Origin of the sequence: Paenarthrobacter sp. NPDC089714 (genome assembly GCF_044748905.1) — a bacterium.
Taxonomy (GTDB): Bacteria; Actinomycetota; Actinomycetes; order Actinomycetales; family Micrococcaceae; genus Arthrobacter.
Map to the genome: position 1 here is coordinate 18,609 of NZ_JBIVGX010000023.1, position 13,149 is coordinate 31,757.

At 61.4% G+C, this 13,149-nt stretch carries 11 protein-coding genes; 7 read left to right on the top strand and 4 right to left on the bottom strand.

Translation table 11 applies throughout. The annotated features are described in order from the left end of the window. The first annotated feature begins 242 nt into the window (after nt 1–242). From ACIPY3_RS22220 to ACIPY3_RS22230, 3 genes are all read left to right on the top strand, one after another. On the top strand, nt 243–1,184 hold the full coding sequence (locus ACIPY3_RS22220) for a DMT family transporter (protein ID WP_400337527.1): 942 nt from the start codon (nt 243–245) through the stop codon (nt 1,182–1,184). A gap of 132 nt (nt 1,185–1,316) precedes the next feature. After that, nucleotides 1,317–3,800: a glycoside hydrolase family 3 protein gene (locus ACIPY3_RS22225; protein WP_400337529.1), complete on the top strand. Its 2,484-nt coding sequence runs from the start codon at nt 1,317–1,319 to the stop codon at nt 3,798–3,800. Then, the gene (locus ACIPY3_RS22230) at nt 3,797–4,021 is read left to right on the top strand and encodes a hypothetical protein (RefSeq protein ID WP_400337531.1); all 225 of its coding nucleotides are present in this window, start codon (nt 3,797–3,799) and stop codon (nt 4,019–4,021) included. Before ACIPY3_RS22225 ends, ACIPY3_RS22230 begins: the two co-directional genes overlap by 4 nt. Before the next feature lie 770 nt (nt 4,022–4,791). On the opposite strand, the gene ACIPY3_RS22235 is transcribed toward ACIPY3_RS22230, so the two are convergent. Beyond that, nucleotides 4,792–5,373, bottom strand: coding sequence for a TetR/AcrR family transcriptional regulator (locus tag ACIPY3_RS22235; RefSeq protein ID WP_400337533.1), 582 nt, complete (start codon nt 5,371–5,373; stop codon nt 4,792–4,794). A 195-nt stretch (nt 5,374–5,568) separates the two neighbouring features. Here ACIPY3_RS22235 and ACIPY3_RS22240 point away from each other — a divergent pair, with 195 nt between their 5' ends. The 4 genes from ACIPY3_RS22240 to ACIPY3_RS22255 all read left to right on the top strand — a co-directional run bounded on the left by ACIPY3_RS22240 (nt 5,569) and on the right by ACIPY3_RS22255 (nt 10,035). Beyond that, nucleotides 5,569–6,885: an MFS transporter gene (locus ACIPY3_RS22240; RefSeq protein WP_400337535.1), complete on the top strand. Its 1,317-nt coding sequence runs from the start codon at nt 5,569–5,571 to the stop codon at nt 6,883–6,885. 107 nt (nt 6,886–6,992) lie between these two features. Further along, on the top strand, nt 6,993–7,814 hold the full coding sequence (locus tag ACIPY3_RS22245) for a sugar phosphate isomerase/epimerase family protein (protein ID WP_400337537.1): 822 nt from the start codon (nt 6,993–6,995) through the stop codon (nt 7,812–7,814). Then, nucleotides 7,811–8,965, top strand: a complete 1,155-nt coding sequence (locus ACIPY3_RS22250) for a Gfo/Idh/MocA family protein (protein WP_400337539.1) — start codon at nt 7,811–7,813, stop codon at nt 8,963–8,965. Before ACIPY3_RS22245 ends, ACIPY3_RS22250 begins: the two co-directional genes overlap by 4 nt. A gap of 122 nt (nt 8,966–9,087) precedes the next feature. Next, nucleotides 9,088–10,035 carry a DMT family transporter gene (locus ACIPY3_RS22255; protein WP_400337541.1) on the top strand — a complete coding sequence of 316 codons (948 nt, stop codon included), beginning with the start codon at nt 9,088–9,090 and terminating at the stop codon, nt 10,033–10,035. A 466-nt stretch (nt 10,036–10,501) separates the two neighbouring features. Here ACIPY3_RS22255 and ACIPY3_RS22260 read toward each other — a convergent pair whose 3' ends face one another. The 3 genes from ACIPY3_RS22260 to ACIPY3_RS22270 form a co-directional block, all read right to left on the bottom strand. Beyond that, nucleotides 10,502–10,660, bottom strand: coding sequence for a hypothetical protein (locus ACIPY3_RS22260; RefSeq protein WP_400337543.1), 159 nt, complete (start codon nt 10,658–10,660; stop codon nt 10,502–10,504). A gap of 42 nt (nt 10,661–10,702) precedes the next feature. After that, on the bottom strand, nt 10,703–11,428 hold the full coding sequence (locus tag ACIPY3_RS22265) for a hypothetical protein (RefSeq protein ID WP_400337545.1): 726 nt from the start codon (nt 11,426–11,428) through the stop codon (nt 10,703–10,705). A 127-nt stretch (nt 11,429–11,555) separates the two neighbouring features. Beyond that, nucleotides 11,556–12,770, bottom strand: a complete 1,215-nt coding sequence (locus ACIPY3_RS22270) for an MFS transporter (protein ID WP_400337547.1) — start codon at nt 12,768–12,770, stop codon at nt 11,556–11,558. Nucleotides 12,771–13,149 lie beyond the last annotated feature (379 nt).

The window sequence follows — 13,149 nt, forward strand, 5'->3', positions numbered from 1 at the left end:
CCCGTGCCGGTCCCCCGTGGTCCACACGGAGGCAAGAGTTCGTCGCCGTGGAGCAACCATGGATACGATCGCGGCCACTGACGGAAGGCTTTGATACCTTCACCGCGACTTTGCAATCCGCCGTTTCTGCCCAAGGAACCCTTCAACGCAGAACCCGCCGTCTTCAGATGATGGGGGCTGCGTTCGCACCGGCACGCTTCTGCCCTCTCTGCCCTCACCTTTCCTATCGAATGGCTTTTCATATGCACAGCTTGACCTCCCGTCGATGGCTCTGGGCGGTTCTGACCGCCATGGGAGCAATGGCATTCGGGTCCGTGTTCTGGGTGAACCAGACCTACCTTCCTGCTGATATGCCGCTTTGGGGATCAGCCCTTCGGGCGCTCCCCGCAGGGCTGGTGCTTCTGCTTATCGTTCGCCGCCTACCCCGCGGCGTGCAGTGGGCGCGAGCCCTGCTACTGGGCAGCATCAACATGGGCGGGTTCTTCTTCTTGGTCTTCATCGCCGCGCAGTTGCTGCCTTCAAGCATCGCCGCCGCTCTGGGCGCAGCAAGCCCGCTGACGATCGCCTTCTTCGCGTGGGTCGTTTTAAGGGAGAGAACCCGGCCGTGGGTGCTGCTGATGGCCGTACTGGGTCTGGGGGGCGTCCTGCTCATAGTCGGGACAAACCCGGACGGGATGGACTGGCGAGGAGTGGCGGCATCTGTAGGGATGCTCATCCTGATGTCACTTGGGGCGGCGCTGAACAAACAGTGGAGTGGGGGCGTGCCACCCCTCACGTGGACCGCGTGGCAACTCCTAGTGGGCGGACTTGAGCTACTGATCGTTGCAGCTCTTATGGAGGGACCCCCACCCGTGCTGGACGGGCCCGCCCTCTGGGCGGTCGCATACCTGACGTTCGTTGCCACCGGTTTCGCATACTTCTGCTGGTTCTCCGGCTTCGAACACCTGCCTGCTGCCACCGTGGGCGTGATTAGCCTGCTCATTGTTATCACCGGGGTCATCATCGGCGTCGTTATCGGAGGAGAGCCGTTCACCACCATTCAGCTCATCGGAATTCTGCTGGTCGTGGCCAGCGTGCTGGGATCACAACAATGGCGGTCCCCAGGCACCCCTTCCACAAGCACGCCAACCCCGGCAAATCCTAGTTCGCCGCTTCCTCATGCCGAACACATGCGTCAGAGGTGAAGTCCGGTGAGGAAATCTGCCCCCGACAGCCCGGCCGATAGCACCGCAACCACCCTCAGAATGCAGCCCAGCAGCATCGGGCCTGGCGCAACTTCCACAGACGCTCACTCAACCATGTCAAGAAAGAACACCATGGAAACCACAACAGCCGCGAAACTCACAGAGACAGCCACGGATCAGCGCCTCCTAGGGCTCCTTGACAAACTCACTCTTGAAGAGAAGGTCCACTTGTTGACGGGTCGCGACGTCTGGACGACCTGGCCGATGGAGAAGATTGGGCTGCGCCGGATCCTGGTTTCGGATGGTCCCACGGGTGTACGCGGAGAAGTTTGGGACGAGCGCCAGCCCTCGATGAGCTTTCCCTCAGCCACGGCCATCAGCTCCAGCTGGGACCCCGGCATCGCCGACCGGTTGGGTGCCGCATCAGCGGTGGAAGCACGACGTAAAGGTGTAGATGTTGTCCTCGGACCAACGATTAACCTGCACCGTTCACCCCTGGGCGGACGGCACTTCGAAGCATTCAGCGAAGACCCGGTGCTGACGGCGGAATTGGCCGCTGCCTACGTCAACGGAGTCCAACGCAACGGAGTCGCTGCCACACCGAAACACTATGTAGCCAACGATTCCGAAACGGATCGTCTTACTCTCGACGCACGGATCGACGAGCGCCCCATGCGTGAGCTGTACCTTTTGGCGTTCGAAAAGGCCATCGTCGAGTCCGGGGCTTGGGCGGTAATGAGTGCCTACAATTCGGTCAACGGCGTAACTGCGAGCGAAAACGAACTGTTGGAAACTCCTCTGAACAGCGAGTGGGGTTTCGACGGTGTTGTTGTCAGTGACTGGACAGCCGTGCGCAGTATCAATTCTGCCCACGCCGCACAGGACCTGGTCATGCCCGGACCCCACGGCCCTTGGGGTGCTGCACTCGTTTCAGCCGTCCGGGCCGGGGACGTCCCGGAGTCAAGTATTAATCGGAAGGTCCTGCGCATCCTCCAGCTGGCTGCCCGGGTCGGTGCGCTGGAGGGCTTCGAGCCAGTGCAGGCGGCGCCGGTCGACCTCGAGGATCTGGTGGCCTTCGTAAGGGAGGCCGCCGCTGCCGGCACCGTCATGGTCAAGAACGACGGCGTTCTGCCGCTCGACAGCCCCCACGTGGGCAAAGTCGCTGTGATCGGACACAACGCCAAGTACGCCCGCACACAGGGCGGCGGCTCTGCGACCGTTGTTCCAGACAAGGTTGTCTCACCACTGGATGGGTTGCGCACGGTGTTCGGTTCCGAGAACGTCTCCTACAACCTCGGCGCTATTGTGCAAGAAGGCGTCGCCGAATTGCCACTGGAACAGTTAACCAATCCCGTGACCCAAGCGCCTGGCCTTCGGGCAACCTTCCTGGACGCTGCCGGAACGGAGCTGCTCACGGAAGACCGGAGTACAACAGCGTTGGTGTGGTTGGGCGGCAACGCGCCGATCCGCGAGTCCGCAACCCTGCGCCTCCACACCATCTACACCCCCGATACCACCGGAACCATCCGGCTCGGGGCCGCTACGGCGGGGCATGCACGGATCTATGTCAACAACGAACTGGTTCATGAAGCCATGATCGAGGTGAATTCTGACGACTTCGCCGAGTCTTTCCTGGCACCTCCCTCCTCAACTGTCGAATTGGCGGTGACCGCCGGGATCCCAATTGATGTCCGGGTCGAACTCCACACCGGCAACCGTACCGGATCGCTTGAGAACGCGTTGAGCGTCACTCTCGGCACTGAACCAACCACGGTGGATCCTGAAACCCTGATCATCGAAGCGGCGGCCGCTGCCCGCCAAGCAGACATCGCCGTCGTTGTAGTCGGAACCAATTCCCGAGTCGAGTCCGAGGGTTACGACCGTACGTCACTGGACCTACCAGGCATGCAGGACCGCCTGGTACACGCAGTAGCCGCGGCAAACCCCCGAACGATCGTCATCGTCAACGCGGGCGCACCCGTCGTCATGCCCTGGCGCCACGAAGTCGCCGCGATCCTGATCGGCTACTTTGGCGGGCAAGAGTTCGGCACCGCTTTGGCCGACATTCTCACCGGCGATGCAGAACCAGGAGGCCGGCTGCCGACCACTTGGCCCGCCACCCAAGGAAGCGTGCCCGTGCTGAACACCACACCGGATGTTGACGGCAAACTCAGCTATGACGAGGGGATTCATATCGGATACAGGGCGTGGCTCAAATCCGGGGCGACGCCGGCCTACGATTTCGGCTTTGGCCTTGGATACACCACCTGGTCCATCACAAGCATCGACGCAGCAGCGACTCTTGCCGAAGCAGGCAGTGCCGTGCCCGTTACAGTTTCGCTCACCAATACCGGTCCACGCCCCGGCAAACAAGTCGTGCAGCTCTACGCCGAAAAGAACGACTCCGCCGTAGACCGGCCTGTCCGTTGGCTTGTTGCTTCAGCCCCCGTCTGGGCCGAGCCGGGACAAACAGTGTCAGCGGTCTTGAGACTACCCACACGGCTGCTCGCATACTGGGAAGACAAATGGACGTACGAACCGGGCGAGTACAGAATCCACGCCGGTTTCTCTGTTACCGACCTGCCAGTTTGCACGTCAGTGGTGATCCCGGCATGACCGAGTCCGCTCCCCCATACAACTCACCTGGTGCAGTGGAGGTCAACGTCACCATGCAATCAGAGGTCGACCAGGCCCTTGAGGACGCCATTCTAAGAGTCCAGAAAGCCGCTATCCGGCACCGGACAGGCATCATGGTCACGCGCACCGGTCCCGGAAGCTACATCGTTCGGGCGCACCCCGCCGTACCGTATGGGTTGATCCGCCAACAACACAATTAGCCCGCGGGGCCTGATGCCGATCTACGGTATCAGGCCCGATTGCGCATATCAGGCGCATGGCGTCGTGAACACGAGCAGACATAACAGTGTCCGCCCAAGAGAGAACCATTGGAGAGAAGGGACGGGAGTCATTCCCCGATTGCCCCAATCCCTGCGGGGCCGGAGGTTGTGGTGAGCGAACTTGCTGCCCACTCCGACAGGGTAGTTCAAACGCTCACCGCCTGCCCGGACCTGAGCCATGCTCTCGTTTGCCGCCAGACGCGAGGATAGAAGGGCCGGCTGCCATTCCGCGATTGGTGACGTCGTCGCGGAATTCAGTCCCCAGTCACAAGATCCACTTCCCTCCCGACACCCGAAGCAGGCCGAGAGGCTGCGTGAGGTATTCCGCAGGCCTCAGTCGTAACATCGCATCCGCCCGTACCGTGAATGCCGTTCAGAAGTTTGCGCGTAATTCGGCTGTTTCTGTTGTCCTCCCCCGATGTCGGAGTATTCACTTTCGGAGTACCCCTCGACCATCATTATGTCCATGCCGCCGGGTTCCGGCTGTGCCTTGGCGGCCCAGCAATGCGGCGCTGGCCGAAGGCAGGAGGCGCCGGCATGTCGAGGACCTTGCAATGGTTACCGAAAGATCTTGCGAGGCAGGATGAAATACCCGGCGTCAGCCTGGCTTTTGATAATCCGGTCGACGATCCTGTTCCGGGCCCGCCAGTCTCGTCTTCAAATCCCTCCCCATCCGTCGGCAACGCTGGGCTCCACGGAAACACAAGACACTAGAGCACTCGTTCGATGAGCCGAATTGTGCCCGCGATGTCTATATCTCTGTCGAGTAGCCATTGGATCTGAAGCCCATCGAACGCTGCCATGATCAGGGACGCTACTTGGTCGAGATCTGCCTCTGGATGGCGCCCGGAGGCGGCGAGTTCTGCGCGTAGCCGACCCGACAGGTCAGCGCGCACGCTCTTGAATCTTTCTGCGAAAAACGCCCGCGCGCTTTCGTTTCCTGCCTCAACCGCTGTTGCCAGCAGCGTTGTATAGAGCGCTACCATCGCCGGATCCTTAGCGTTGTTGTTCGCCCCGCTTTCCAGCCACGGGAATACCTGATCGATTCCACTCAATGCCGCCTGGGCAATCGTGTCCCGCTCGCGAAGGACCTCGAGCAGAAGAGCCTCGCGTGATTCAAAATAGTGCAACAGCGTTCCGTGAGAAATACCGATCGCCTCACCGATTGCCCTGAGCGAGGTGGCCTCGATACCCCGATGCGCTACGACATCAAGGGTTCGGTCCAGGATCTCCTGTCGCCGCTGGACTCCTTTCACATAGGGCCCGCGCGCACCAGTCTGTCCTTTACTCATCACAGCAGCGTACCGTGCGCGACGGGTTCATTGGCGAGCAGCGCCATGCGGGTGACTCCTGCTGGCAATCGGGGGTATTCTGAGAGTTCAAAATAAATCCCACCACACGGTGGTTTTCGTGCTATCTTCTATTCAACCCGTCATCTGCGGCTTCTAACCGGGCAACTTTCTGCCCCTGTGACTCGAGGAGGAGTCATGTCTATGCAGTCCAAACGCGATCCCGAAAAGGGCATAACGGCGACAGCACCCGGCGCATTGATCGAAGAAGACACCAGCCGGCCACTCATCCCCCAGCGCGTCAGCGGTGGATACATCTGGGCGCTCGGGTTGGCACAGTTCGGTCTCTTCTTCGCGCTGCTCTCGCCGATCTTTGTGAGCATGTCTCTCAAAGCAACGGAATTAAACCCGTCAAGCCCGGAAACGGTTGTCGGTTCAGTTCTTCCCCTTGGCGCCCTCGGTGCTTTGATCGGTAATCCGCTCTTCGGCGCACTGTCCGACCGCACCCGCACCCGCTGGGGCCGCCGCCGTCCATGGATCCTCGGGGGCATCCTCGTCTTCGTAGGGTCGCTCGCGTGGATTGCGTCCTCCGGCGACGTGCTGCAATTGGCTCTGGGATGGCTGTTGGCGCAGCTGTCTGCCAACGCGGTATTCGCCGCCATCACAGCGAGCTTCGCCGACAACGTTCCGGAGTTCCAGCGCGGCAAGGCTTCCAGCGCCATAGCCTTGGCACAGAACATCGCCATCCTTGCCGGTATCTACTTGGCCGTCTACCTCGTGGGTAACCTCCCCATGCTCTTCATCGCCCCGGGCATCTTCGCCATCATCGCCGTGCTGGTGTACTGCTTTGTCGCGAAAGACGAGCTTCCTGCCGAACCGCTGAAGCGCTTCACCTGGACAAATCTCGTCTCATCGTTTTGGACCAACCCGATTAAGAATCCCGACTTTGGCTGGGCGTGGTGGGGACGCTTCCTGATGACCTTCGGCACCTTCATGTTCACTACCTACCGTGTGCTGTACATGGAAGACCACATCGGGCTTGCCCAAGCGGACGCTGTCGCCGCCGTCGCGTTCGGCGTCCTCCTCTACACGATCGCACTATTGGTCAGCGCAGCGATCTCGGGGTGGGCCTCGGACCGGTTCGGCCGCCGCAAGGTGTTCGTGTGGACCTCCACCGCACTCACGGCGGCCGGTCTCGTCCTTCTCGCCCACGCAGGCACTGTAGAGATGTTCTACCTCGCCGAAATCATCCTTGGCTTCGCCTACGGCGTCTACGTCGCCATCGACACGGCACTTATCGTCGATGTCCTTCCCAATCCTGACCGCCCCGGCAAGGACCTTGGCGTGATCAACATCGCCAACGCCCTCCCGCAATCCCTTGCTCCCGTGGTGGGTCTGTGGCTCCTGCATGCCGGGAGCACCTCCGGGGGCAACTACACCCTCATGCTCTGGGGTGCTGGCTTCGCGGTGCTGCTCGGAGCTTTGGTCATCTTCCCCATCAAATCGGTCCGATAAACAGGACCCGAACTCACATCGCCGGGGGGACGGAGCGGTAGGAACAAAACGCATCCACCTTCCAAATAGTCACCACGCGCTCTGTAATAACACTAGAAAGGTCCATCGTGACTCCAGCTATTTCCCTGCAGCTCTATACGGTAAACGCCGCCCTGCAGACCAACCTTGACGCCGGCATCGCCCGGCTCGCCGAGATCGGCTTTACCACGGTCGAAGCCTTTGCCTTCGTCGACCGCGCACCTGCACTCAAGGCAGCTCTCGATGCCCATGGCATCACCGCCCGCACGGGACACGCCTTCCTCGTCCAGGACGAGATCGACAGCCCCGACGGCATCAAAGGCAAAGTCCCTTCACACGAAGATACTTTCCGAGCTGCAAAAGAACTCGGACTTGAAGTCGTCATTGATCCATTCGTCCCCGCCGAACTTTGGCAGACCCGCGCCGACGTCGAAGGCGTCGCGGCCCGTTTGAATGCAGCTGCCAGGACCGCAGCAACCTACGGCCTGTCGGTCGGGTACCACAACCACGACCACGAGTTCCGGGCTCAGATCGAGGGCCGCTCGGCGTACGAGTTGTTCATCGACCTGCTCGAACCGGAGGTAAAGCTCGAGCTGGACCTCTACTGGGCGAACGCCGCCGGCGTTGATGTCCACGAGTTGCTCCCCCGACTCGGAAACCGCCTCATCGCCGTGCATATCAAGGACGGTCCGTGGCGCGAAGGGATTTCGACGGCGGAACTTCCGAAGGACCAGCTGCCCGCCGGTCAAGGCGATGTGCCACTGGCCGCCGGGATCGCCACGGCTACCGCCCTCGAATACGCCGTCATCGAGTTCGACCATTACGAGGGCGACATTTTCGACGGGGTAACCCAGAGTTTCACCTGGCTGCAGAACACCCTCGCCAACGAAGACCGGAAGGTGTCAGCATGACCCGCACAGGCCGAGTCGGCATCGGATTCATCGGTGTCGGAATGATCAGCGACCAATACCTCGAAAACCTGACGAAATTCCCGGACATCGAGGTCGTCCGCCTCGGTGACATTGACACCGGGCGCGCCCAGTCACAGGCAGAAAAATGGTGTGTCGGGCGGTGGGGCACGGCGGACGAAGTCCTGACCGATGAGGATGTTGAGATCGTCATCAACCTGACACTTCCTGCCACGCACGTCGCCGTTTCCTCGGCTGCACTGCGGGCCGGCAAGCACGTCTGGAGCGAGAAGCCCATCGGCGTCGATCGCGAAACCGCAGCTGGCCTCGTCGCCCTGGCAAACGAGCTGGGCCTGAAACTCGGAATCGCTCCCGACACCGTCCTTGGGCAGGGTTGGCAGACCGCAAAACGAGCCATCGAAGCCGGACTCATCGGTACTCCGCTCAGTGCGGTGACAAGCATGCAGTATGAGGGACCGGATATCTTCCACCCCAACGCAGGGTTCCTCTTCGCAAAGGGCGGGGGCCCGTTGTTCGATATCGGCCCTTACTACTTCACCGCGCTTGTGCACCTTCTCGGGCCGATTGCCTCGGTGGTGGCCACCGGGTCGAAATCCCGCGAAACCCGGCGGCTCGTCGTCGGCCCGAACGCTGGCACCGAGTTCCCGGTCGAGGTTCCAACCCACCTCAGCGTACTGGCAACTTTTGAACAAGGGGGCAACGCCCAGTCGTTGCTGTCCTTCGACACCCCGTTGTTCCGTCAGGGGGTTTTCGAAGTCAATGGCACCGAAGGCTCCATTATTCTGCCCGACCCTAACACCTTCGGTGGCGGCCACCCGATCCGTGTGGCCCGGCTGCTTGGTGAGAATGCGACATTCCCGATCGAACAGCCGTTCGAGACCCTCCTCGATGAGGAACCGGCGGCGGGACGCGGGCTGGGTGTGCTGGATATGGCGCGCGCCATCCGCAGCGGGAGTTCGCACATCGCCACCGGCGAAGTGGGATATCACGTCCTTGACACTATGGTCTCCGTCGAGGAGTCGATCGAACGACAGGAATTCGTTGCCGTAGCCTCGACCGTCGTGCCGCCCGCGTCGCTACCTGAAGGGTTTGATCCGTTCGCAGCGACCCTCGGATCCGTCATTCCCGTCTAAATAACCTGCACTCTTGGCCCCCGCCTGTCCACGGCACGCGGGGGCCAAGAGTGCCAAGCGCCTCCATCCTGTCAGCCCTCTCAAGGGTTACTGATTCTTTCCCCCCAACGAAGGGCCTACACATGCTCATCCTGACCTCACGTCGATGGTTCTGGGCAGCTTTGACTGCGCTTGGATCGATTGCGTTTGGATCGGTGTTCTGGGTGACGCACACATATCTGCCCGCCGACCAGCCCCTGTGGGGGTCAGCTCTGCGGGCTCTGCCCGCTGGGCTGGTGCTGCTGCTGGTCATCCGTCGTGTCCCTCACGGGAAGCAATGGGGACGGGCCATAGTGCTTGGAACCGTCAATATGGGCGCATTCTTCCTGCTCGTATATATTGCAGCCCAACTATTGCCCTCAAGTATCGCGGCCTCACTTGGCGCCGCCAGCCCGCTGGCCATCGCCTTCTTTGCTTGGATCATCCTGGGCGAACGAACCAGGCCTTGGTTGCTCCTAATGGCTGTCATGGGAATCGGAGGCGTGCTTCTGATAGTTGGCACCAGCACAAAGGAGGTCAACCTGATGGGAGTAGCCGCCGCCGTCGGGCTGCTTGTTTTGATGTCTCTCGGCGCAGCGCTAACCAAATTGTGGAATGATGGCGCATCCGCCTTGACATGGACCACATGGCAGCTCGTCGTGGGCGGCATTGAACTCTTTGTCGTTGCGATCTTCGCCGAGGGCGCCCCGCCCGAACTCGACGGAGCGGGTTACCTGGCTGTCTCGTACCTGACATTCGTAGCCACGGGTTTCGCCTACTTCTGCTGGTTCTCGGGCTTCGAACACCTCCCCGCGGCCACCGTCGGAGTGCTCAGTCTGCTCAACGTCGTCGCAGGCGTCCTGATCGGTGTTCTTATCGGCAGTGAACCATTCACCGGCATCCAGATCTTGGGAACTTTCGTCGTAGTCCTCAGCGTAATAGGAGCGCAGAGACGGCCGGCGGCCCCTGCCAAGGTGGAATCCACGAACGCTACGATCAGGTCCTCCCTGAGCTCCCCAGCCCTGACCGCCGGCAACGACAATCAAAGATAACCGGGAAGCCGCCACAAACAAAGGGCGGAACCGGTCCCGTTTCCTCTGCTATCGGACCGCGCTCCCGGCACAACATGAATCGTGCTCCAAGTGACCACGTACTTTACGCAGGGAAGAATATTCGCGATGCAGTACACGACAGCACGCCGTGAACGATTGACTGCCTTGTTCATACGATTCCCCTGACGCCAGACGACTTCGAAGGGCCGTCTTCCGGACTTGCCGTGAGGGTAAAGGAGCCTCCCGCGTGGTCAAGGGAAACCGAACGAAGACTGACGTCTTCTGGCCGCGCTACGACGCTTTGTACCGCATCGTAACGCGCGGTAATTGCTCGGCCAGGTGGCTCTGGCCGGCCACCCGATTGCGTCTTAAAGGACCTCGGCTGGCCAACTCCCGTGCCACCGCTTCCGCCGCGCGGGCCGGCCGGGCCCTCCCCCTCACGAAGAAGCCAGACCGACTCCCTCCCCTATGCAGCGGGCGCCTTCACACAGAGCCAGCCCGGCTTGGGTTCGACCACGATGCCCGCATTGGGAGGATCGGCGAATAAGAAACGGGGCCAGGAGGCATCCCGTTTCCCGTAGGTCAAAAGCAGCGGCCAGATGGCCATCGTGTAGACAATGGCCATCTGGCTGCTAGCAAGGGACCCCGGTTCCCGGGTTGAGGCTGTTTAGCCTTCCACCTTGTCCCGGAGTGTGGGGACGTCTCCTGAGAAATCGACCCAGGGGTTGGTGTTCAGGAGCTCGTTGTACGGTGCGGTCGGTTCGTCGAAGCGGATGACGAACTCTTCCGGGCCGTGGGCGTAGGCGACGATGAGGCCTTTCTCGGGGTCCATGTAGCCTGCGTGCGGGCCCATGCCCGGGTAGCTCAGCCGGATCGCGGGGCCTTCGAGGCCTACGTGCTGGACGGTCAAGCGGGCGATGACACCGTCTGGCAGCACGTAGCACCAAGTGAAGGCTCCGCCGGAAACCACGGTCATGACTTCGTCGATGCCGGATCCGTTATCGGAGGAGTTCACGTGAAGGCGACCGTAGCGGTTCAGGGCCCAGACGCGCATCTCGGGTGTCATGGCCTGCATGTCGTAGACCTTGGGGTACGCGGGATTGCCGCCCTCGGCGGTCGCGAGGTGGCCGCCGCGGTGTACCTCGGGAGTGCGTCCGGCCAGCTTGACCTGCTCGAGCAGATCGGCGCGGTCCATGCTGAAGATGTTGACGAGTTCGAGCTGTTCGGCCTCGGTGATGGCGCGGTGTTGAGCGGCTTCGAGGATGGGGCGGGCGTCGACCGGGATGTCTACTGTGCTGGTACGAACGCCAACGCTGCGCAGGACATGGTTGACGTTATCGATTCCTTCGACGTCGCTGCGGCCATCACTGAACTGAAGCTTTACGTGATTCATGGTGGTTCTCCTCTATCTATTGTGTGGATTGTTGGGTCTTTGTGAAGACCCACGGTGGTATTCTCGGTTGGTCTTGTTCAGCTATGCTGCCCGTGGTGGGTTGTCCATTACAGCCAGCCGGAAGTGCTCAGCTCATGACCATAAGGGTGGCAAGGGCTGGTCCCACGGCTCCGCCCAAGAGGTAGCTCAGTGAGAACAGTCCGACAGCGGAGGCGCGTTCGTCGGTGGGAACGGCCGCGATGGCTTCCATGGACTGCGTAGCGTTGCCTGCCGTGGCGCACATGACAGCCAATCCTGCGGCGATCAGAAGGGCTGGTCCTGCATCGGCGAAGAGTGCCGTCGCCGCTGCCGCGGCTCCTAAGGACAACAAGATCCAGCGGATGCCCTTTCTGCCGATTTTGGCGGCACCGGCGGCCAGTGCCATAGTCAGGATGGAACCGAGTACAAGGGCCACCAGTTGGCCAGTGGCCACAGCATCAGCAGACCAGCCGGCGCGGTGCCTGATGAGTTGGGGCACGGCGAACAACAGGGTGAAGTAGCTGACTGACAGGACCAGAGCCACGGCAACGGAGCTTTGGAAGATCTTGACGCGAAGCACTGACAAGGGGATGAATCCCCCAGGCCGACGCCGGATGTGGAAGACCAGCGGGACTAACGCGGTGAGTATGATGCCTGCACCGGCCAGCGGAGCGATCGGAACGGTGACGATACCGGAGGTCAGAGCCGTGAGGAAGATAGCTCCCCGAGCATCAAAGGGGCCTTCGGCGGCTGCCCTGGAAGTGTAGCGGCTGACGGCCGGGACCGCGATGAGCACAACGACGGACAGCACAAGAGCCACGCGCCAAGATGCGGCGTCAGAAACGACCCGTCCCAGGAGCGGTCCGGCCGCGCCGATGATTCCGGCTCCTGCACCGATGACGCCCATTCGTCGGGCGCTACCGGCCAGGCTCATAGCCAACGTCATCATGCCGGCGCCACCTGCAGCCTGGGCGACGCGTCCGACAAGTATCGCCGGTAGCCAGGGGGCGGCCAGAACCACGATAGATCCTCCAACGATCAATGCAGCGCTCCACCACAGCACAGTGCTTGTGCCCCGCCGGCGCTGGAGGGTTGCCATCAATGGGGTGGCAGCGGCCAAGGCCCACGCAAAGGCAGTGACCAACAGCCCGCCGACGACGGCGGTGACTCCCAGTGACCGGGCGATATCACCCATGATCAGCACTGGGGCATTGTTGGCGGCGGCGATGGGGCTGGAGAGCAGCGCCAGCCAAAGGACGGGAACGGCGCCCTCCCTTCGGGATGGTCGTACGCGGCTGTTCACGGTCAGGTGCATGGATCTCATCTACTCGGTGCTTACGAGGCATGAGCTCCATTGCGTCAATGTCTCTATCTTGATTTTCTTAACATAAAGATAAAACCAAAGAGTGGACTCCAATGTCAAATACCTTGACATTGAGATACATCACGTTGAGGAGTCTTTTCACCGCGAGTACCCCAAGTTTCAAGGAGCGTAGACGCTCGAGGCACCGGGGACAAGGTGGCCCCAATCACGCAACAAGCCATCGGCGTCCCACTTATGCGGGTGGGGTGACCTCTCCCGCACAAGTGGGTGAGTTCTCTTTAGCCGTTTAGGTGGTGGCGGGGGCGCGGTCGTGGGTGGTGTGGTTGATGGCGCCGGCGAGGGTGCTGAGGGTGGTGGTGAGGTTCAGGAGGGTCTCGTC

What these genes read in the sequence shown, in the direction of transcription:
- ACIPY3_RS22255 (WP_400337541.1), top strand. Translation starts at nt 9,088, where the DNA reads ATGCTCATCCTGACCTCACGTCGATGGTTCTGGGCAGCTTTGACTGCG.
- ACIPY3_RS22270 (WP_400337547.1), bottom strand. Translation starts at nt 12,770, where the DNA reads ATGAGATCCATGCACCTGACCGTGAACAGCCGCGTACGACCATCCCGA.
- ACIPY3_RS22260 (WP_400337543.1), bottom strand. Translation starts at nt 10,660, where the DNA reads ATGGCCATTGTCTACACGATGGCCATCTGGCCGCTGCTTTTGACCTAC.
- ACIPY3_RS22235 (WP_400337533.1), bottom strand. Translation starts at nt 5,373, where the DNA reads ATGAGTAAAGGACAGACTGGTGCGCGCGGGCCCTATGTGAAAGGAGTC.
- ACIPY3_RS22220 (WP_400337527.1), top strand. Translation starts at nt 243, where the DNA reads ATGCACAGCTTGACCTCCCGTCGATGGCTCTGGGCGGTTCTGACCGCC.
- ACIPY3_RS22230 (WP_400337531.1), top strand. Translation starts at nt 3,797, where the DNA reads ATGACCGAGTCCGCTCCCCCATACAACTCACCTGGTGCAGTGGAGGTC.
- ACIPY3_RS22265 (WP_400337545.1), bottom strand. Translation starts at nt 11,428, where the DNA reads ATGAATCACGTAAAGCTTCAGTTCAGTGATGGCCGCAGCGACGTCGAA.
- ACIPY3_RS22250 (WP_400337539.1), top strand. Translation starts at nt 7,811, where the DNA reads ATGACCCGCACAGGCCGAGTCGGCATCGGATTCATCGGTGTCGGAATG.
- ACIPY3_RS22225 (WP_400337529.1), top strand. Translation starts at nt 1,317, where the DNA reads ATGGAAACCACAACAGCCGCGAAACTCACAGAGACAGCCACGGATCAG.
- ACIPY3_RS22240 (WP_400337535.1), top strand. Translation starts at nt 5,569, where the DNA reads ATGTCTATGCAGTCCAAACGCGATCCCGAAAAGGGCATAACGGCGACA.